The sequence below is a fragment of the Blattabacterium sp. (Blatta orientalis) str. Tarazona genome, from assembly GCF_000334405.1.
Lineage (GTDB): Bacteria > Bacteroidota > Bacteroidia > Flavobacteriales > Blattabacteriaceae > Blattabacterium.
The window spans coordinates 25,561-43,424 of record NC_020195.1 but is presented as its reverse complement, the minus strand read 5'-3'; the positions used below and the strand labels follow the sequence as shown (position 1 = coordinate 43,424).

The 17,864-nt window shown below is 27.4% G+C and carries 19 protein-coding genes and 3 tRNA genes; 5 read left to right on the top strand and 17 right to left on the bottom strand.

Translation table 11 applies throughout. The features are described 5' to 3' along the window. Positions 1-10 precede the first annotated feature (10 nt). From gap to fabZ, 7 genes are all read right to left on the bottom strand, one after another. Positions 11-1,024, bottom strand: a complete 1,014-nt coding sequence (gene gap, locus BLBBOR_RS00225) for a type I glyceraldehyde-3-phosphate dehydrogenase (protein ID WP_015370451.1) — start codon at positions 1,022-1,024, stop codon at positions 11-13. 25 nt (positions 1,025-1,049) lie between these two features. Then, a complete protein-coding gene (gene lepA, locus BLBBOR_RS00220) occupies positions 1,050-2,834 on the bottom strand; it encodes a translation elongation factor 4 (RefSeq protein WP_148283268.1) in 1,785 nt (594 codons plus the stop codon). Between the two features lie 29 nt (positions 2,835-2,863). Next, positions 2,864-2,936: transfer RNA gene (locus tag BLBBOR_RS00215), tRNA-Arg, on the bottom strand. Further along, complete coding sequence (gene pth / locus BLBBOR_RS00210) at positions 2,937-3,533, bottom strand: aminoacyl-tRNA hydrolase (RefSeq protein ID WP_015370449.1); 597 nt, start codon at positions 3,531-3,533, stop codon at positions 2,937-2,939. Then, positions 3,530-4,420 (bottom strand): succinate--CoA ligase subunit alpha, encoded by an 891-nt coding sequence (gene sucD, locus BLBBOR_RS00205; protein WP_015370448.1) that lies wholly within the window; start codon positions 4,418-4,420, stop codon positions 3,530-3,532. Before sucD ends, pth begins: the two co-directional genes overlap by 4 nt. Before the next feature lie 44 nt (positions 4,421-4,464). After that, on the bottom strand, positions 4,465-5,037 hold the full coding sequence (gene efp / locus BLBBOR_RS00200) for an elongation factor P (RefSeq protein WP_015370447.1): 573 nt from the start codon (positions 5,035-5,037) through the stop codon (positions 4,465-4,467). Between the two features lie 22 nt (positions 5,038-5,059). Further along, complete coding sequence (gene fabZ / locus BLBBOR_RS00195; protein WP_015370446.1) at positions 5,060-6,328, bottom strand: 3-hydroxyacyl-ACP dehydratase FabZ; 1,269 nt, start codon at positions 6,326-6,328, stop codon at positions 5,060-5,062. A gap of 557 nt (positions 6,329-6,885) precedes the next feature. Between fabZ and rpmH the strand changes: the two genes are divergently transcribed. Then, positions 6,886-7,035 carry a 50S ribosomal protein L34 gene (rpmH, locus tag BLBBOR_RS00190; protein WP_015370445.1) on the top strand — a complete coding sequence of 50 codons (150 nt, stop codon included), beginning with the start codon at positions 6,886-6,888 and terminating at the stop codon, positions 7,033-7,035. 2 nt (positions 7,036-7,037) lie between these two features. On the opposite strand, the gene BLBBOR_RS00185 is transcribed toward rpmH, so the two are convergent. After that, positions 7,038-8,213, bottom strand: a complete 1,176-nt coding sequence (locus BLBBOR_RS00185) for a M14 family zinc carboxypeptidase (protein WP_015370444.1) — start codon at positions 8,211-8,213, stop codon at positions 7,038-7,040. A gap of 518 nt (positions 8,214-8,731) precedes the next feature. Here BLBBOR_RS00185 and BLBBOR_RS03275 point away from each other — a divergent pair. Genes BLBBOR_RS03275 through BLBBOR_RS00170 form a run of 3 tightly spaced genes read left to right on the top strand, consistent with a single transcriptional unit; the run spans position 8,732 to position 10,729 of the window. Beyond that, on the top strand, positions 8,732-9,262 hold the full coding sequence (locus BLBBOR_RS03275) for a CPBP family intramembrane glutamic endopeptidase (RefSeq protein ID WP_235043228.1): 531 nt from the start codon (positions 8,732-8,734) through the stop codon (positions 9,260-9,262). Continuing rightward, positions 9,225-9,806, top strand: coding sequence for an RdgB/HAM1 family non-canonical purine NTP pyrophosphatase (rdgB, locus tag BLBBOR_RS00175; RefSeq protein ID WP_015370442.1), 582 nt, complete (start codon positions 9,225-9,227; stop codon positions 9,804-9,806). The genes BLBBOR_RS03275 and rdgB overlap by 38 nt, the downstream gene beginning before the upstream one ends. Next, positions 9,806-10,729: a ribonuclease Z gene (locus BLBBOR_RS00170; protein ID WP_015370441.1), complete on the top strand. Its 924-nt coding sequence runs from the start codon at positions 9,806-9,808 to the stop codon at positions 10,727-10,729. The genes rdgB and BLBBOR_RS00170 overlap by 1 nt, the downstream gene beginning before the upstream one ends. Here BLBBOR_RS00170 and BLBBOR_RS00165 read toward each other — a convergent pair. Further along, complete coding sequence (locus tag BLBBOR_RS00165; protein WP_235043227.1) at positions 10,714-11,826, bottom strand: ABC transporter permease; 1,113 nt, start codon at positions 11,824-11,826, stop codon at positions 10,714-10,716. The two genes, BLBBOR_RS00170 and BLBBOR_RS00165, sit on opposite strands and share 16 nt — an antisense overlap. Before the next feature lie 89 nt (positions 11,827-11,915). Continuing rightward, positions 11,916-12,212: a ribosome-binding factor A gene (locus tag BLBBOR_RS00160; RefSeq protein WP_235043226.1), complete on the bottom strand. Its 297-nt coding sequence runs from the start codon at positions 12,210-12,212 to the stop codon at positions 11,916-11,918. A gap of 94 nt (positions 12,213-12,306) precedes the next feature. Between BLBBOR_RS00160 and BLBBOR_RS00155 the strand changes: the two genes are divergently transcribed. Beyond that, positions 12,307-12,380, top strand: a tRNA-Ile gene (locus BLBBOR_RS00155). Between the two features lie 9 nt (positions 12,381-12,389). Here the strand turns inward: BLBBOR_RS00155 and BLBBOR_RS00150 are convergent. The 7 genes from BLBBOR_RS00150 to sufB all read right to left on the bottom strand — a co-directional run bounded on the left by BLBBOR_RS00150 (position 12,390) and on the right by sufB (position 17,858). Then, positions 12,390-12,463 (bottom strand) — tRNA-Arg (locus BLBBOR_RS00150). Positions 12,464-12,467: 4 nt separating this feature from the next. Further along, entirely contained in the window at positions 12,468-12,728 is a 261-nt protein-coding gene (gene rpmA, locus BLBBOR_RS00145; RefSeq protein WP_015370438.1) for a 50S ribosomal protein L27, read from the bottom strand. Then, positions 12,718-13,065, bottom strand: coding sequence for a 50S ribosomal protein L21 (gene rplU / locus BLBBOR_RS00140; RefSeq protein WP_015370437.1), 348 nt, complete (start codon positions 13,063-13,065; stop codon positions 12,718-12,720). Before rplU ends, rpmA begins: the two co-directional genes overlap by 11 nt. A 23-nt stretch (positions 13,066-13,088) precedes the next feature. Further along, positions 13,089-14,309 (bottom strand): aminotransferase class V-fold PLP-dependent enzyme, encoded by a 1,221-nt coding sequence (locus BLBBOR_RS00135; protein ID WP_015370436.1) that lies wholly within the window; start codon positions 14,307-14,309, stop codon positions 13,089-13,091. 2 nt (positions 14,310-14,311) lie between these two features. After that, positions 14,312-15,607: a Fe-S cluster assembly protein SufD gene (gene sufD / locus BLBBOR_RS00130; RefSeq protein WP_015370435.1), complete on the bottom strand. Its 1,296-nt coding sequence runs from the start codon at positions 15,605-15,607 to the stop codon at positions 14,312-14,314. Between the two features lie 11 nt (positions 15,608-15,618). Beyond that, positions 15,619-16,377, bottom strand: a complete 759-nt coding sequence (gene sufC / locus BLBBOR_RS00125; protein WP_015370434.1) for a Fe-S cluster assembly ATPase SufC — start codon at positions 16,375-16,377, stop codon at positions 15,619-15,621. A 38-nt stretch (positions 16,378-16,415) separates the two neighbouring features. Beyond that, entirely contained in the window at positions 16,416-17,858 is a 1,443-nt protein-coding gene (gene sufB / locus BLBBOR_RS00120; protein WP_015370433.1) for a Fe-S cluster assembly protein SufB, read from the bottom strand. Between the last annotated feature and the right edge of the window lie 6 nt (positions 17,859-17,864).

Sequence of the window (17,864 nt, the reverse complement as noted above, 5' to 3'; positions counted from 1 at the left end):
TTCCTATTTCTTAATGAATAGAAGACATATAATCAATTAGATCTACTAATTTAGTAGAATAACCTACTTCATTATCATACCAGGATACTATCTTGATAAAAGTAGGACTCAACATGATACTTGAACTTGCATCAAAAATAGAGGTTCTAGGATCTCCTAAGAAATCTGAGGAAACAACAGCTTCTTCTGTATACCCTAATATCCCTTTTAATGAGGTTTCAGATGCTTTCTTCATACAAGACTTTATATCATCATAAGTAACGCAATTCTTCAAACGAATAGTAAGATCTAATACAGAAACATCAGAAATGGGAACTCTGAAAGCCATTCCAGTTAATTTTCCATCTAAACTTGGAATGACTTTTCCAACTGCATTGGCTGCCCCTGTAGATGCTGGAATAATATTAGTTAAAGAAGACCGCCCTGCTCTCCAGTCTCTAGTAGATATAGAATCAACTATTTTTTGAGTGGAAGTAGAAGCATGTATAGTAGTCATTAAACCTTCTAAAACTCCAAAATTATCATTCAAAACTTTAATGATAGGAGCTAAACAATTCGTAGTACAAGAAGCATTAGATATTATTCTTTGATCCTTTTTTATAGTTTCATGGTTGACTCCCATCACATACATGGGAATATTTTCTTCTTTTGGAGGAGCAGATAATATGACTTTTTCAGCTCCTGATTGTAAATGTAAACCCGCTAAATTCCTGGTTAAAAAAAGACCCGTAGATTCCACTACATAATGGACATTTAAATTCCCCCATTCTAAATTATGAGGATCTTTTTCATTAGTAACTTTTATTTTATTTCCATTTAAAATTAAATAATTTTCATCTTCTATGCGGATTTCACCCTTAAAAGGACCATGAATAGAATCATATTTTAACATATATGTTAAATATTCTATGGAAACTAAATCATTGACAGATACTACTTGGAGATTTTCTCTATTTAAAGCAGACATTAAAACAAGTTTCCCTATCCTTCCAAGACCATTGATTCCTATTTTAACTTCGGACATATTTAATAAATTTTTTATAATTCTTTTACAAATTTTTAACTTTTAAAAAAGTCATAAAAGCAGATGAAGGGATCTCTACTTTTCCTATTTTACGCATTTTTCTCTTTCCTTTTTCTGTTTTCCAAAGTTTTCGTTTTCTAGAAACATCTCCTCCATAACATTTATCTGTTACATTTTTTCTTAAAGCTTTAATAGTTTCTCTGGCTATAATCTTTCCAGAAATAGAAACTTGAATAGGAATGCTAAATTGATGTTTTGGGATCAAAACGGATAATTCTTGACATATTTTTTTTGCCATAAAAAAGGCTTCATTTTTATGAACCAAAAGTGATAGTGATTCTACTTTTTGATGATTAATTAATACAGTAATCTTTTTTAAATCAGAATTTCTATAACCTAAAAAGGTATAATCAAAAGAAGCATATCCCCTAGAAATTGTTTTTAATTTATCACAAAAATCAAATATTATTTCAGATAAAGGCATTTCGAATGTTATCTGAACCCTTTCAGAGGTCAAATAATCTTGATCCCCAATCATTTTTCCTCTTTTTCCAATACATAGAGATATGATACTTCCTATAAAATTTTCTTTAGTGAGAATAGAAACTAATACATAAGGTTCTTCGACTCGTTGTATTTTTTCTACTTCTGGAAAATCTGAAGGATGGTTTACTATAATCATCTTTTTTTTTATAAAAATTCTATAAGAAACATTGGGAATGGTAACAATAACTGAAATTCCATACTCTCTTTTTAGACGATCTCTAACAATTTCCATATGAAGTAGACCTAAAAAACCGCAATGAAATCCAAATCCTAAAGCCGGAGAAGATTCCGGACTAAAAGTAAGAGCCGCATCGTTTAATTGCAATTTTTCCATAGAAGAACGTAATTCTTCGTATTTATCAGAATTTACCGGATAAACACTGGAAAAAACCATAGGTTTTACTTCTTCAAATCCACTTATGGCTTTTGAAGCTGGATGTTTAGCATCTGTAATAGTATCTCCTACTTTTACTTCATAGGGATTTTTTATTCCAGAAACTACATATCCAACATCTCCTGTTTCAATTCTATTTTTAGAAATACGTTTTAATTTAAGAGTTCCTATTTCATAAGCACAATAAATTTTTCCTGTAGACATAAAACGTAATTTTTGTCCTTTTTGCATACATCCATTTTTTACTCTAAAATAGGACAATACTCCAGTAAAAGGATTGTATAAAGAATCAAAAATCATTGCTTGTAGAGGTGCTTTTGGATCCCCTTGTGGAGGAGGAATCCGTTTGACTATTTGATCTAAAACTTCCTTAATGCCTAATCCATTTTTAGCACTAACAGAAATAATATCTTTTGATTGGCATTTTACTAGTTCTATAATTTCTTCTACACATTCAGACCTTGAATGAGATAAGTCTATTTTATTTAAAATAGGGATAATCACAAGATTTCTTTTTAAGGCTAAATAAAGATTAGATATCGTTTGAGCTTGTACGCTCTTAGTGCAATCTACAACAAGGAGCGCCCCCTCACAAGCTGCAATGGAACGTGAGACTTCATTAGAAAAATCTACATGTCCGGGAGTATCTATTAAATTAAGTATGTAGACTTTATTTTTATATCTATATTCCATTTGTACAGCATGGCTTTTAATAGTAATTCCGCGTTCTCTTTCTAAATCCATATCATCAAGTAACTGATGTTGGTTCCCTTCTGAAACTGTTTTTGTAAATTCTAACAAACGATCTGCTAGAGTACTCTTTCCATGATCTATGTGTGCAATGATACAAAAATTACGAATATAATCTATTATCATCGTTTTTCGATTTTTATGATGAAAGACCTTGAAGGGATTCGAACCCATTCCATAGGAACCGGAATCCTATATTCTATCCGATTAAACTACAAGGTCTTAAATTTTAAAATTTCTATTGTTGAATAAATCCATCGTTTTTTGTAACCCATTTAAAACAAATGAAAATATTATTTCTACGCTTATTTCCAATCTATTAAATAGACTTTTTAAGTCGTCCTCCTTCCAATTCCCTAATACATAATCTATTTTACTATCCTGATAAAAATGATTTTTAATCCCAAAACGCATACGCGCATAATGAGATGTTCCTAATTCTTTTTCAATACTTTTTAATCCATTATGTCCTCCATCTCCTCCTTTTCCTCTCAAACGAATATTTCCAAAATTAAGATAAATATCGTCAGAGATTACAAGAATATTTTCCAAGTCTATCTTTTTTTTATTCATCCAATACTTTACAGATTTTCCACTTTCATTGACATAAGTAGATGGTTTTAAGAAAAAAAGTAATTTTTCTTTATAAACCAATTTTGAAATAAAACCTAATTTCTTTATCGAAAAAGATAGAAAATATTTTTCAGAAATTTTATCTAAAATCAAAAAACCTAAATTATGTCTTGTTTTTTGATATAGAAATCCTGGATTTCCTAATCCAGTTATTAAAAATTTTTTCATTTTTTTGAAAAAAATCATTGATCCTTCTTTTGGAGGACTTCGTGGACTTTCATTCCTATATCTGCTGGAGACATAACTACATGGATTCCGTTATTTTTCAAAATATCCATTTTGACTTGTGCTGTTTCTAATTTGTTTCCTATAACTGCCCCAGCATGTCCCATTGTCCGACCTTTAGGAGCTGTTTGACCTGCAATAAAACCTATTATGGGTTTTTTATTTTCTGAATTTTTAATCCACCAGTCAGCTGCATCAATTTCTAATTTTCCTCCTATTTCTCCAATCATTACAATACATTTTGTTTCTGTATCTTTCAAGAATAAATCCAAAATATCCGTAATAGTCATTCCAATAATAGAATCTCCTCCTATTCCAATAGCCGTAGAAATTCCATATCCGTATTGTACTATTTGATCTGCTGCTTCATAAGTAAGCGTTCCAGATCTAGAAACTATACCGATTTTTCCTTTTTTATTGAAAACCAAATTTGGCATAATCCCCACTTTAGACTCTTCTGGAGAAATAATTCCAGGACAATTCGGTCCAATCAAGCGTGATTTTTTTCCTTTTAAAAAATTTTTGATTTGAATCATATCCGAAACTGGAATCCCTTCAGTGATGCACACAATGACTCTCATATTCATGCTAATCGATTCTAGAATAGCATCTGATGCGAAAAAAGAAGGAACAAAAATCACACTGACATCTCCTCCTGTATAGGAGACAGCTTCATACATAGTATTAAAAATAGGAATCCCTAAATATTTCCTTCCTCCTTTTCCTGGAGTCACTCCTCCGACTATACAGGTCCCATAATTAATCATTTGCTCAGTATGAAATAGACCTTCTTTCCCCGTTAACCCTTGTACAATAACACGAATGTGTTTATCTATCAAAATACTCATAATAATCTTTTTCTAAATAAATAAAATTGATATTAATTACACAATTATTTTCTAATTCTTTCTATATAAGATTTTCTATCCGTATTTATCTTAATAAATTCTCCAGTATTTATGAATAAAGGAACCAATAACTTGGCTCCTGTTTCTAAAATAGAAATTTTACTGGAAGTATTAATGGTATCTATTTTTCTCACTTTTTCCGTATATTTTACTTTTAAAATAACAGTAGGAGGCATTTTTAAAAATAAAGCTATTTGATTATTATCACTTTTTACATGAAAAAAAATAGTTAATCTTATTCCTTCTTTTAAAAAATCAGTATGATTTTTTATCAGTTTTTTATCAATTTGGATTTGATTGTAGTTGATTGTATTCATAAAATAAAAAATCTCTCCATCTCTATACAAATATTGGTATAAATCAGATACTATTTTTGCTTCTTTTACTCTATGTTTTGCTGAAAAATTATTTTCCAAAATATGACCTGTAATCAGATTCTTCAACTTAGTTCTTACAAAAGCATATCCCTTTCCAGGTTTAACGTGAAGAAAATCAATTATTTTATAGACTTCCTTATTATGTTGTATATGTAATCCCTTTCTAATATTCGTATGCATTTTATCTTAGTTTTTTTTAGTTTTAGGATTCCTGAATTTTTACTATTTTTGCCATAACTTCTGCTTCAACTACAAGTTGATTATTGACATATCCCTTTCCTTGCATATGGACTATCCCCCTTCTTATTGGTTCTAACAAATCTACTTGAAAAACTAACAAGTCTCCAGGAATTACTTTTTTTTTAAATTTTACTTTATCTATTTTTAAAAAATATGTAGAATAATATTCTGGATTTTTTACTTGGTTTAATACAAGAATTCCACCTACTTGTGCAATAGATTCTATTTGCAATACTCCAGGCATGATTGGCTCTTTAGGAAAATGGCCCATAAAAAAAGATTCATTCATCGTTACATTCTTAACCCCTATTACACAATCTTCGGTTAATTCCATAATTTTATCTACTAAGAGAAATGGAGGTTTATGAGGCAAAATTTTCATAATATTTCTAATATCCAAAATAGGCTTTTTTGTTAAATCAAATTTTGGAATATCTTTTTGTGTTTGGATATTTTGAATTAATTTCCTTGCAAACTGTGTATTTATATGTGAATCTGTGTTGTAAGCAATTATTTTTCCTTTTAATTTAACTCCTATTAAAGTTAAGTATCCCATAATCTCCAAAAGATTATGTTTTGCTATTTCGTTAGAAGAAGAGGAAGAACGGGAGATATTTCCGTTTTTTTTTAAATTTTCTTTTTCATAAAGAAAACAGAAAGTCCTTGAATTCGCTATTTTTTTAAATTGATCTGGATATTTTAGTACAGCATTTTGCATATTTATAAATTTAGAATCAAAATCAACCAGGGATACTATTTCTAATTTTTTAGAGGGGGTGGCAATAATCTCTCCTCCTGTTTTTGAATCCGCGTGAGATATAATTTCTTTGATCGAGTAATATCCTCTTTCTGCATTTTGTTCTATCAATCCTGCTTTTTCAATAGCCTCGACAAAATATTTTGAAGAGCCATCCATTATAGGAAATTCCATGTTATCCAATTCTATAATCACATTATCTAAATCCATTCCCATAAGAGCAGCCAACACATGTTCACTAGTACAAATTTTCAATCCATTTTTTTCTAAAATAATCCCACGATCCGTAGTTTCATTGAACAACAATGAAAGATGTGCTTTTATACTAGGTTTTTCTTCTATATCAGTTCTTACAAAAAGAAATCCTGAGTTTTCAGGAGCTGGTTTAAAAGTTATGGTTACGTTTTTTTCCGTATATAATCCTACTCCTTGTAAGGAGATTTTTTTTGCAATAGTTTTTTGCTTATCAATCATAACTTGATGATTCTATCTTTCTAAAAAAATTATTTACTTCATTTTTATAAAAAAAAAATTTTATTTTTCATGTTTGTAAATATATTCAATATGAATTCTTTCTTTAATGAAAGTAAAGAAAAATAAAAAACTTTATGTAATTTAGGGAGTTACAAGTGTTCTTTTCATGAATTTTTTTAGGCGTTTTATTTGTTTCTTAACAGGTTTTATTATTGGTTTGATGATTTTATTATACTGCTCACCTCCTGTCTCTTATTCTTATCATCAAAAAATATTAGATAATAATATAAAAAGGAAGAAAATAATATTTGAAATAAATGAAGATACAATTAGGAATTGTAAAAAAAAATAACATGAACCCTATTTTCATCAAATCAGAGCTTTTAAAGAAAGGAAAAATCATTTTAAAAAAAGATTGTTAAAAACAAAACTATATCCTCTGATTTCTCATATTGAGATAAAAGATAAAAATAGGAAAATAATCTTTGTTATAGAAGAAAATTTAGATGTTATATATATAAAGAAAATTATTTTTTTTAGAAAAAATATAAAATAATATGAAAAGAACTTATCAACCTTCTAATAGAAAAAAAGTAAATGTTCATGGATTTTTAAAACGTATGTCCACAAAAACAGGTCGTAAAATTCTATCTAGAAAAAGAAAAAAAGGGAGAAAAAAATTAACAGTTTCTAATTTTAAAAAATAAAATCATAAAATATCAAATAATTCTATGTCTCCAATTATAGGACAATTGATTCCTTTTAGATGAAATTTTTTTCCATGACAAATGGAATCTTCATAGGAAAAAAAATTAGATAAATCTCCTATATCAACTATCTTTGAAATTAAATCAATATCGTTTTTAAAAAAATTAAATTTTTCTATATTTCTTATCCCTATATCAACTAAAAATTTATATTTTCCTCTTTGAATTTCCACTTCTCTATAAATTTTGTCTAATAGTTTTTTCTTATTTTCAGGTATAGTGAAATAAGAAGAATATTCTTTTTCAAAATCTATTTTTTGGAAAGAAAGAAAATAGAATCCTATTAAGATGGATAAAGCATTATATTTTCTAATTATATCTTTTTTAGGATCTTTTGGATAATTTCCTGCTTCAAAAAGAATACAAGGATAACCCATTTTTTGTAAATTATCTCCAGTAGCTGTAGGATAGAATTCATCTGAAAACCTCCCTATTGAACCTATTTTTGGCAAAATGGATCTTATTTTTTTTTCAATAAAAGCTATCAATCCCATAGACTTTTTTCTTTCAGGAGAAATCTTTGTGTCTTTTTCCTCTTTTACCGAAGGGGATAAAAAGGATAAAATAGCTGGATTAAAATTTTTATTTCCAACATTATAAATACTTCTTTGATCATGTAAATTAAATAAAATATTTGGGTTACTATATTGAATTTCATGAAATAGTATCTGAATTTCTGGAGATTGTAAACGAATAGCATCTCTATTTAAATCAATATTTACAGCATTTCTTCTTTGATATTTTTCAGAACCATCTGGATTTAACATAGGAATAAATAAAATAGTCAAATTTTTTCTTATAAATTTAACTAAATCATGGTTTTTCTCTTTTAGAAAAAAGTGAAGAATATCAAACATGGCTTTTGTTCCCGTTGTTTCATTTCCATGCATTTGAGACCATATAAAAACTTTACAAGTTCCATCCCCCCATTGAATTTTAAAAATTTTTCTATTTTCTATAGAAGTTCCTACAGGAACAATAGAACATATATTTTCATATGTTTTTATCATTTTTAATAATTCAGAGTATTTAAAAATTTTAGAAGAATTAAAACTTTTCTCTTTAAAAAGATTATAATTTTTAAATAAAGAATGTATATCCAAATCTAACATAATCATGAATGATTTTATTTTTTCTTTTCCTAATCTAAGAAAGAGTTAAACAATTTTATTAAAAGTTTTATATTTTCGCAAAAACACAAGTGAATGAGGATTCACATCAAGAAAATATTAACATAAATTCCTAAAATAGGAAAAAAATAATAAAAAAGGAATTATACGTCTGTGAAAACAGCTATTCTATAGCTCCTTTCATTAGGGAATGAACGAATTTTTACTTAATTATGAAGAAATATTTTAAAATAAACTACACGGAATCAGTTCTATTAATTTTAGCATTTACGGGTTTGAACTTTTTTAACATAATTTTTAGAAAATTATTGATTGCTATACATCTACCTGATAGTATGATATTTTCTATATCATATACAATTCCCTTCATTTTTTTATTTATTTTTATTTCTTACCAAGCTCAAAAAAAAAACCTAATCATAGAATTATCATTTAAAGTTTCTCCATGGTATATTTATCTTGTTTTTTTTTGTATGATGCTTTGTCTGATTATACTTAACGATTACGTGACTTCTTTAGTTCCAAAAGATGGCCCATTGTTAGGAAATATGTATAAAGAGATTGAGGATTTCTTAAAAGAAGAATCTAAAAATACAATTCCATTTTTTTCCACTACAGTTTTGTTAGCTCCTATATGTGAAGAAGTTCTTTTTAGAGGAATTATTTTAAATGGGATGTTAAAAAATAAAATACATCCAATCAAAGCTATCCTCTTTTCTTCTTTTTTATTTGGAATAACTCATATGAATCCTTGGCAATTTTTAGGAGGGATTCTTATTGGAAGTTTCATCGGGTTTATTTATTTCACTACCTCTTCTATAATAGACTGCATATTATTACATGTTTTCAACAATGCTTTTGCCATATTTACTGTGTTTTTTTTCATGAAAAATGAAGAAGACCTTTCAAAAAAAATAAATTTTAATTTTTGGTTAATTTTGATAATTAGTTTTATCATAATTATGGGTTGCGTTTTTCTTTTTAAAAAAGAAGAAAAGAATGAAAAAAATTGTTTTTGTTACAAGAAGTTTTTTTAAAGAAAGAGAAATAAAATCTTTTCTTTATTCTAATGCTAATCAATTGAATATTTTATCCTTAAAAGATATTCTATTTCCATATTCCATTAAAGAGAATGGAAATTCTTTTCAAGAAAACGCTTTAATTAAAGCAGAATTTTTTTTTCAAAAAACACATATTCCTTGCTTTTCAGAAGATTCTGGATTGAAAATAGAATGTTTAAATGGAGCTCCAGGTATCTATTCCTCTAGATATCTTCAAAAAGAAAACAGTCTAGAAAAATTGCTTCTTAGTATAAAAAAAAATTCATCCAGAAAAGCAGAACTTTTTTGTGTTTTTTGTTTAAAAAAAATGAAGAAAAAATTATTTTTTGAAGGAAAATTAACCGGACACATCTCTGAAAAAATTATTGGAAAAAAAGGTTTTGGATATGATCCTATATTTATTCCAGATAAACATAAAAGGACTTTATCTCAAATAAACATTCATCAAAAAAACAAGATCAGTCATAGAATAAAAGCTTTTAAAAAACTCATGAAATTCATGAATCATCATCACCTATAATGGATAAAACTTCATTAACAATTTTGGGGTGTCATTCCTCAATTCCAACGGAAAAATTTTATCCTACAGCTCAAATATTAGAGATGAAAGGAGCTTTTTTTCTTATTGATTGTGGAGAAGGAACACAAGTTCAATTAAGAAAAGCGAAAATAAAATTTAACAAAATAGTACACATATTCATATCTCATTTACATGGAGATCATTTTTTTGGATTAATTGGTTTGCTTTCTACTTTTCATTTACTAGGAAGAGAGAAATCAGTATATATTTACGCCCCAAAAGGGTTAAAAGAAATTATAGATGTTCATTTTAAATGGTCATATACACGATTAAAATTCTGTATTGATCATATTGAATTATCTTCTAAAAAATTGGAAAAAATTATGGAAACTGAAAAAGTAGAAGTTTATACCATTCCATTAAAACATAGAATTTACACTAATGGTTTTCTTTTCAAAGAAAAACCTTGTCATAGAAAATTAAATATGAAGGAGATAAAAAAAATTTCTTCTATTAAAATAGAAGATTATAAGAATTTACAACTTGGAAAAGATTTTAGAACCAAAGAAGGGAGAATCATTCCGAATTATCAACTCACATTGGATCCTCCAAAAATCTTATCTTATGCTTTTTGTTCAGATACTTCCTATTATTTTCCTATTATTGAACAAATAAAATATGTAGATTTATTATATCACGAGTCTACTTTTTTAAAAAAAGAAGAAGATAGAGCTATCAAGACAGGACACTCTACGGCTAACCAAGCTGCTTGTATAGCTAAAAAAGCTCAAGTAAAAAAATTATTATTGGGACATTATTCGAATAGATTTCCTAATTTTAAAGCATTTGAAGAAGAAGCAAAAGAAATATTTGATAATGTAGAAGCTTCTGAACCATTAAAAACATACTACCTAGATGAATAATTCATCTCTATTTTTTTAGAGGAAATGAAAGAGATAAAGAGACCAACTATTAAAATAATACATGTCATCATTACAAAATCCTCTATGGTAAATTTCATAGGAAATGGAATTTTTCTTCCAATTTTAAATAAATGATATCTCTCTTGCAAGAGAGATAGAATAAAAGTAGCCAATACTCCAATAGACCATCCAAATACACTGATAAGGACTCCTATATAAAAGAATATTCTTCTAATTCTATACAAAGAATAACCAAAACTCCATAAGAGAAAAATATTCTCTCTCTTATCTAACTGTAAAATAAAAATAGCACCAATTAAGTTAAAAGCCGTCATTACAGTTATTAAACTAAATAAAAAATAAATAAATATTTTTTCTGTATTAATTACTTTGTAAAAAGCTCTTTCTTCTTCTGTACGTGTTTTTATCCTAAATTTTTGACCAAATTTTTTTTTTAAAATCTTTTTTATCTTATCTATATTTTCCTTTTGATGAATTTTTATTTCCAGAGAATGAAAAGCATTTTTCTTAATCAAATTTTGAATATCACAAAATAAATATTTTTGATCTATTTCTTGGTTAAAATGAAAAAGACCTTTTATTCTAACTTTTTTTGCATTAAAAATGGAAAAAGAGTTTTTTTTATAGGAAAAAAAACTAATACTCATAGAGTCTTTTTCTATTTTATCCATAAATAAAAACGGAAAAATGGATGATAGACCTACATATAGATCCAATTTATTATGGGATAAATTTTTATCATTTTTATCTTGGAAGGTTATTTTTTTAAATTGATTCATCACTTCTTCATATTTTGAATCTACTCCTTTTAAGTGAAAAAAATATTTTTCATTTTTATAATGGAAAAAAACTTTTTTTTCCATTGTTTTAGAAAAACACATAATTCCTTTTATTGATCTCATTTTTTTATTTAAAACATTTTCATGAAAGAAGATATCTTTTCCATTAAAAGAAGAAATCATAATATCAGGGTAGTTATTTTGATAGAATTTAATATTTAAGTCTTTTAATCCTGAAAAAACAGATAAAATGGTAGATAAAGAAAATGTAGATATACTGAGTGATATGATAGACAAAAAAATTATGAGGTTAACAATGTTAGTTTTTTTTTTGTAAAAGAAATAGCGTATAGTTATGTAAAAAGAAGTTCTCAAATAAAAATGATTCAATTACGAGAATTTACTACAAAAAAATCCAATTCTGGAATCTTTTTTACACGATATCTAAGTTTTTTAGAAAGTAATTTTCTGTAAAATCCAGATTTGGAACGAATACTTTCAAAAATTTCTTTATCTAAAAAAGGATAGATAGATATATAACTTTTTATTAAACTAAGATCAGGCGTCATACGAATCTTGATTAGAGTAATTAGAAAACCTTTTTTTGTTTCATCTTTCATCAAAATCTCTGCTATTTCCATATAAAATATTGAAGATAATCTTTGATTTCTAATAGAATTCATTTCTATCATGTTAAAAAAAAAATGAAGAATAAAATTTTTTCATCAGAAAATTTGTAATCTGAAAAATATTGTTGTAACATTGTATTTATTTTTAGGTCCCATAGCTCAGTTGGTTAGAGCACCTGACTCATAATCAGGGAGTCGTTGGTTCAAATCCAGCTGGGACCATCTTTTTTGTGACCGGGGAGGGATTCGAACCCACAACTTACAGTTTAGGAAACTGTTGCTCTATCCTATTGAACTACCCAGTCGATTTCATTTATTTAATGAAATAACAGATACAATGGATTTATTTTTAGTTCCCTTTTTAAAAAAAACAAAACCTTTTTTCAGAGCATATAAAGTGTGATCTTTCCCCATTCCGACATTGATTCCAGGATGGTGTTTTGTTCCACGCTGACGAACAATAATCCCCCCACACTTGACCTTCTGATTCCCAAATACTTTTACACCTAATCTTCTTCCTTCTGAATCCCGTCCATTTCTAGAACTTCCTGAACCTTTTTTATGAGCCATTTTTAATTTTTTTAGATTCTTTTTCTAAAAAGGAAATTACTTTAATTTTTGTAAAAAATGGTCTAAATCCATTTTTTACCTTATATCCTTTTCTTCTCTTTTTTTTGAATATAATTACTTTATCTCCTTTTAAATGTTGTAGAATTTCTACTTCTACCTTTATATTTTCTAAAAAAGGAGAACCTATTTTAGGAAAACCATTTTTATAAAAGAAAAAAATTTTATCCAACAATATCTTTTCTCCTAAACTCATAGAAGAAAGAAGAGGAACATAAACGTATTTATTTTCAATAAGTTTAAATTGGGTTCCTTGAATATCCACAATTGCGTATATCATAATTATATAATACCATTTTTACTTTAATAAAAACTTTTCGCTTTCAAAAGTCCTTCCAATAAATAATCTATTTCTTTAAAAGTGTTATAAATAGAAAAACTAACACGAACCATTCCTGACACATTGAAGAAATTCATCAAAGGCTGAGCACATAAATGACCCGTACGAACGGCAATTCCTAGACGATCTAGGATACTCCCTATATCAAAACAATGCAATTTACTCAAATTAAAAGATATAATACTCAATCTTTTTTTATAATCTACTCCTCCATATAATTTGATTCCATCAATAGTACTTAAACGCTGTATAGCATAATTTAAAAGTTTTTCTTTATAAGATTGTATATTTTCTACGCCTATTTTTTCTACAAAATCTATAGCAGATCCCCAAACAATAATTCCCTCTATATTTGGTGTTCCAGCTTCAAACTTAAATGGTAAATCGGAATAAGTTGTTTTTTCAAAACTTACATTTTTAATCATTTCACCACCTGCTTGATAAGGAGAAAGAGCCTCTAATATTTTTTCCTTTCCATATAAAACTCCAATTCCAGTAGGTCCATACATTTTATGCGCAGAAAATACATAAAAATCTGGATTTAAATCTTGTACATTTAAGCTTAAATTAGAAGGAACTTGAGCTCCATCAATCAAAACCATGGCCCCATATTCATGAGATTTATCAATAATGTTTTTAACGGGATTCACAATTCCCAAAACATTAGATACATGTGTTATTGCTACTAGTTTAGTTTTTTCTGAAATTAATAATTCGAAATCTTCTAATTGCAAAATTCCATCTTTATCAATTGGAATAATTTTTAGTAAAGCACCTTTTTTTTTACAAATAATTTGCCATGGAACAATATTGGAATGATGTTCAAGATAAGAAATAATTATTTCATCTCCTTTTTTAATATTAATACTAGATGCTACTAAATTAATAGATTCAGTAGTCCCTTTTGTAAAAATAATTTCTGAAGAATGTTTCGCGTGAATAAAATTTTGGATTTTTTTTCTTACATCTTCTACATGAAAGGTAGCTTTTTGACTTAAAAAATGTAGACCTCTATGAACGTTAGAATTTATCGTAGAATAATAATTTTCAGAAGCATGAATCACTTGCAAAGGCTTTTGAGTCGTTGCTGCATTGTCTATATAAACTAAAGGATTGGAATAAACTGTTTTTTTTAGAATTGGGAATTGACTTCGTATTTCTTGAATTGTTTTTTGTGAAAACATAATTATAAATATACCCCTAATTTTTTTTTCATATTTTCATAAACTAAATTTCTCAATTTTAAAATATTCATAGTTTTTAAGATTTCTTCTAAAAAAGAAAGCAATAATAAAACTTTACTTTCTTTTTCCGGAATCCCTCTTGATTGACAATAAAATAAATCAAGTTCATGAAAACTTCCAACAGTACAACCATGTGAACATTTCACCTCATCAGAGAAAATTTCTAATTGAGGTTTAGCATATATACAAGCTTCGTCAGAAAGAAGAATATTATTATTTTTCTGAAATGCCTTAATGTTTTTGATACACTTATCAACGAGGATTTTTCCATTAAAAATTCCCATCGATTTATTCCATAAAATATTTTTATATAATTGAAAACTATGAGCATTTGAATATAAATGCTCCATTGATGTATGATGATCTACTAATTGCTCCCCTGATAATAGAGAAATTCCATATAAATAAGAAGAAGTAAATTTTCCATGAGAAGAAAAATTCAAATTGTTTCTAATAAACTTTCCTTGAAAAGAAAAGGTATAAAATGAACATTTACTACGTAAATCCTGCTTCACAAAAGTATTATCTATGATGGATAATTCGTCCAAATTATCTTGAATTTTATAATATTCTATTTGACTATTGGAAAAAGCATAGATTTCACTAACAGAATTATTAAACAATAAATGTTTTTTTAAACATTTATGATGTTCAATAATTTTAACAAAAGAAGATTTTCCCACTATAATTAAATTTCTTGGATTTAACATAATTTTCGACTCTATCCCCGTATAGATGTGCAATATTTCTATAGGTCTTTTCAAAAAAAGATTATCAGGAATATAAATATATACTCCATCTTTTGAAAAAATGGTATTTAAAATGTTAAAAGCCTCATCAAGATTAAATAATTTCCCATAAAAATCTTTAATTTTTTTTTCTTCTTGTGAAGCTAGATTAGATAATCTAATGTTATTAGATGTATGAGAATAAATGGATTGATATTTCCCATCAATAAAAATTATAAGAAAAGAATCGTCTAAATAAATCAATTCTTTGATCTTTTTATATTCTAAATCTTTTCTTTGTTGAGAAAGTTTAGAAAAAAGATTATATTCTTGATTAAGAATTGAATTAACATTTGTATTTTTCCATTCTTCATCTGTAACAGATGGGAACCCTTTTTTTAGAAAAATATCTATAGATTTGTGTCGTAAACTAGATATATAGGAAGATTCTCCATGAATGTTTTTTTTCGAACTTGAAAGTGAAGAAAAAATTCTATCTTTTAATAACATGAGACCATCAATTAATTTTCTTTTATTTGATTTTTAATCCAATCATATCCTTCTCTTTCCAATTTTTCAGATAAATTCTTATTTCCTGATTGAACTATTTTTCCATCATACAAAATATGTACAATATAATTTGAAAATAAATAATCTAATAATCTCTTGTAATGAGTAATAATAATCATAGAATTTTTTTCGTTTTTTAACGTATTAATTCCTCGCGCTACAGTCCTCAAAGAATCTATATCCAAACCTGAATCTACTTCATCTAAAATAGATAATAAAGGATCTAACATAGCCATTTGAAATATTTCATTTCTTTTTTTTTCTCCTCCAGAAAATCCTTCATTTAAAGAACGGTAAAAAAAATCTTTTTCTACATTTAAAAGATCTGCTCTTTCCTTCATTTTAAAAAGCATTTCTTTAGCAGGCATTTTACCTAAACCTCGTGCTTTACGAGATGCATTAATCGCTGTCTTAATAAAATTAATTACAGAAATCCCTGAAATTTCTACAGGATTTTGAAAAGAAAGAAAAATTCCAAAGTGTGCACGTTTTTCTGGAGAAAGAGAGATCAAATCCTTATTCTGAAAAAAAATATTTCCTTTAGTTATATGATATTCTTCTTTTCCAGCGATAACAGAAGCTAGTGTACTTTTTCCAGAACCGTTAGGCCCCATAATTACATGAATTTCTCCTGGATTAACTTGAAAATTAATCCCTTTAAGAACCTCCTTCCCCTCTATAGAAACATGTAAATTATTTATACTCAACATATTAAATGATTATTTATTCCCTAATAAATCAAAATCCACTATCCAACAGATCCTTCCAAGGAAACTTCTAAAAGTTGTTGAGCTTCTACCGCAAATTCCATTGGCAGTTTTTTTAAAATTTCACTACTAAAACCATGAACAATGAGAAAAATTGCTTTTTCTGTATCAATTCCACGTTGATTACAATAAAATAGTTGATCTTTTCCAATTTTTGAAGTAGTAGCTTCATGTTCTACTTGAGAGGTAGAATTATATACATTGATGTAAGGAAAAGTATGCGCTCCACATTCGTTTCCTATTAATAAAGAATCACATTGGGAAAAATTACGTGATTTTACGGCTTTAGGAGATATCTTCACTAATCCTCTGTAATTATTTTGAGCTTTTCCAGCAGAAATTCCCTTTGAAATAATAACACTTTTTGTTTTCTTTCCCAGATGAATCATTTTAGTTCCCGTATCCGCTTGTTGAAAATCTTTAGTTAAAGCTAAAGAGTAAAATTCTCCAATAGAAAAATCTCCTTTCAGAACACAAGATGGATATTTCCAAGTAATAGAAGACCCAGTTTCTACTTGTATCCAAGATATTTTAGCTCTTTCTTCACATAATCCACGTTTTGTAACGAAATTGTAAACACCTCCTTGTCCTTTTTTATCACCAGGAAACCAATTCTGAACGGTAGAGTATTTAATTTCAGATTTTTCCAAAGCAACTATTTCTACAACTGCGGCATGTAACTGATTCTCATTTCTTTGCGGAGCAGTACATCCTTCTAAGTAACTAACAAAAGATCCTTTATCTGCAATAATTAAAGTTCTTTCAAATTGACCAGTTCTATTTTCATTAATACGAAAATAGGTAGACAATTCCATAGGACAGCGAATTCCTTTTGGAATATAACAAAAAGAACCATCTGAAAAAACAGCTGAATTAAGAGCTGCATAAAAATTGTCTTTCCTTGAAACTACCGAACCTAAATATTTCTTAACAATGTCTGGATATTTCTTCAAAGCATCACTGATGGAGCAAAATAGAATTCCCTGACTTTTTAGTTGCTCTTGAAACGTAGTAGCTAAAGAAACAGAATCTAAAACTATATCTGTTGCAACCTCAGAAACGTGTTTTTTTTCTTTCAGAGAAATTCCTAATTTATTAAATGTATCTAATAATTCTGGATCCACTTGATCTAAATCATTCAGATTTATTTTCTTTTTTGGAGCAGAATAGTAACTGATCTCCTGATAATTTGGTTTATCATATTTTATATTTGCCCAAGTTGGTTCTTTCATTTTTTTCCATATAGAATAGGCTTCTAATCTCCAATCTAACATCCATGTTGGTTCCTCTTTCTTTTCCGAGATCTTTTGAATAACATTTTCACTTAATCCTACTGGAATTTTATCCGATTCTATTGGAGTATAAAACCCATACTTATATTCAGAACTAGTAAAACTTTCTAATATTTTATTATTTTCTTTCATACACAC

What these genes read in the sequence shown, in the direction of transcription:
- gap (WP_015370451.1), bottom strand. Translation starts at nt 1,024, where the DNA reads ATGTCCGAAGTTAAAATAGGAATCAATGGTCTTGGAAGGATAGGGAAA.
- pth (WP_015370449.1), bottom strand. Translation starts at nt 3,533, where the DNA reads ATGATTTTTTTCAAAAAAATGAAAAAATTTTTAATAACTGGATTAGGA.
- sucD (WP_015370448.1), bottom strand. Translation starts at nt 4,420, where the DNA reads ATGAGTATTTTGATAGATAAACACATTCGTGTTATTGTACAAGGGTTA.
- efp (WP_015370447.1), bottom strand. Translation starts at nt 5,037, where the DNA reads ATGCATACGAATATTAGAAAGGGATTACATATACAACATAATAAGGAA.
- fabZ (WP_015370446.1), bottom strand. Translation starts at nt 6,328, where the DNA reads ATGATTGATAAGCAAAAAACTATTGCAAAAAAAATCTCCTTACAAGGA.
- rpmH (WP_015370445.1), top strand. Translation starts at nt 6,886, where the DNA reads ATGAAAAGAACTTATCAACCTTCTAATAGAAAAAAAGTAAATGTTCAT.
- BLBBOR_RS00185 (WP_015370444.1), bottom strand. Translation starts at nt 8,213, where the DNA reads ATGATTATGTTAGATTTGGATATACATTCTTTATTTAAAAATTATAAT.
- rdgB (WP_015370442.1), top strand. Translation starts at nt 9,225, where the DNA reads ATGAAAAAAATTGTTTTTGTTACAAGAAGTTTTTTTAAAGAAAGAGAA.
- BLBBOR_RS00170 (WP_015370441.1), top strand. Translation starts at nt 9,806, where the DNA reads ATGGATAAAACTTCATTAACAATTTTGGGGTGTCATTCCTCAATTCCA.
- BLBBOR_RS00160 (WP_235043226.1), bottom strand. Translation starts at nt 12,212, where the DNA reads ATGAATTCTATTAGAAATCAAAGATTATCTTCAATATTTTATATGGAA.
- rpmA (WP_015370438.1), bottom strand. Translation starts at nt 12,728, where the DNA reads ATGGCTCATAAAAAAGGTTCAGGAAGTTCTAGAAATGGACGGGATTCA.
- rplU (WP_015370437.1), bottom strand. Translation starts at nt 13,065, where the DNA reads ATGATATACGCAATTGTGGATATTCAAGGAACCCAATTTAAACTTATT.
- BLBBOR_RS00135 (WP_015370436.1), bottom strand. Translation starts at nt 14,309, where the DNA reads ATGTTTTCACAAAAAACAATTCAAGAAATACGAAGTCAATTCCCAATT.
- sufD (WP_015370435.1), bottom strand. Translation starts at nt 15,607, where the DNA reads ATGTTATTAAAAGATAGAATTTTTTCTTCACTTTCAAGTTCGAAAAAA.
- sufC (WP_015370434.1), bottom strand. Translation starts at nt 16,377, where the DNA reads ATGTTGAGTATAAATAATTTACATGTTTCTATAGAGGGGAAGGAGGTT.
- sufB (WP_015370433.1), bottom strand. Translation starts at nt 17,858, where the DNA reads ATGAAAGAAAATAATAAAATATTAGAAAGTTTTACTAGTTCTGAATAT.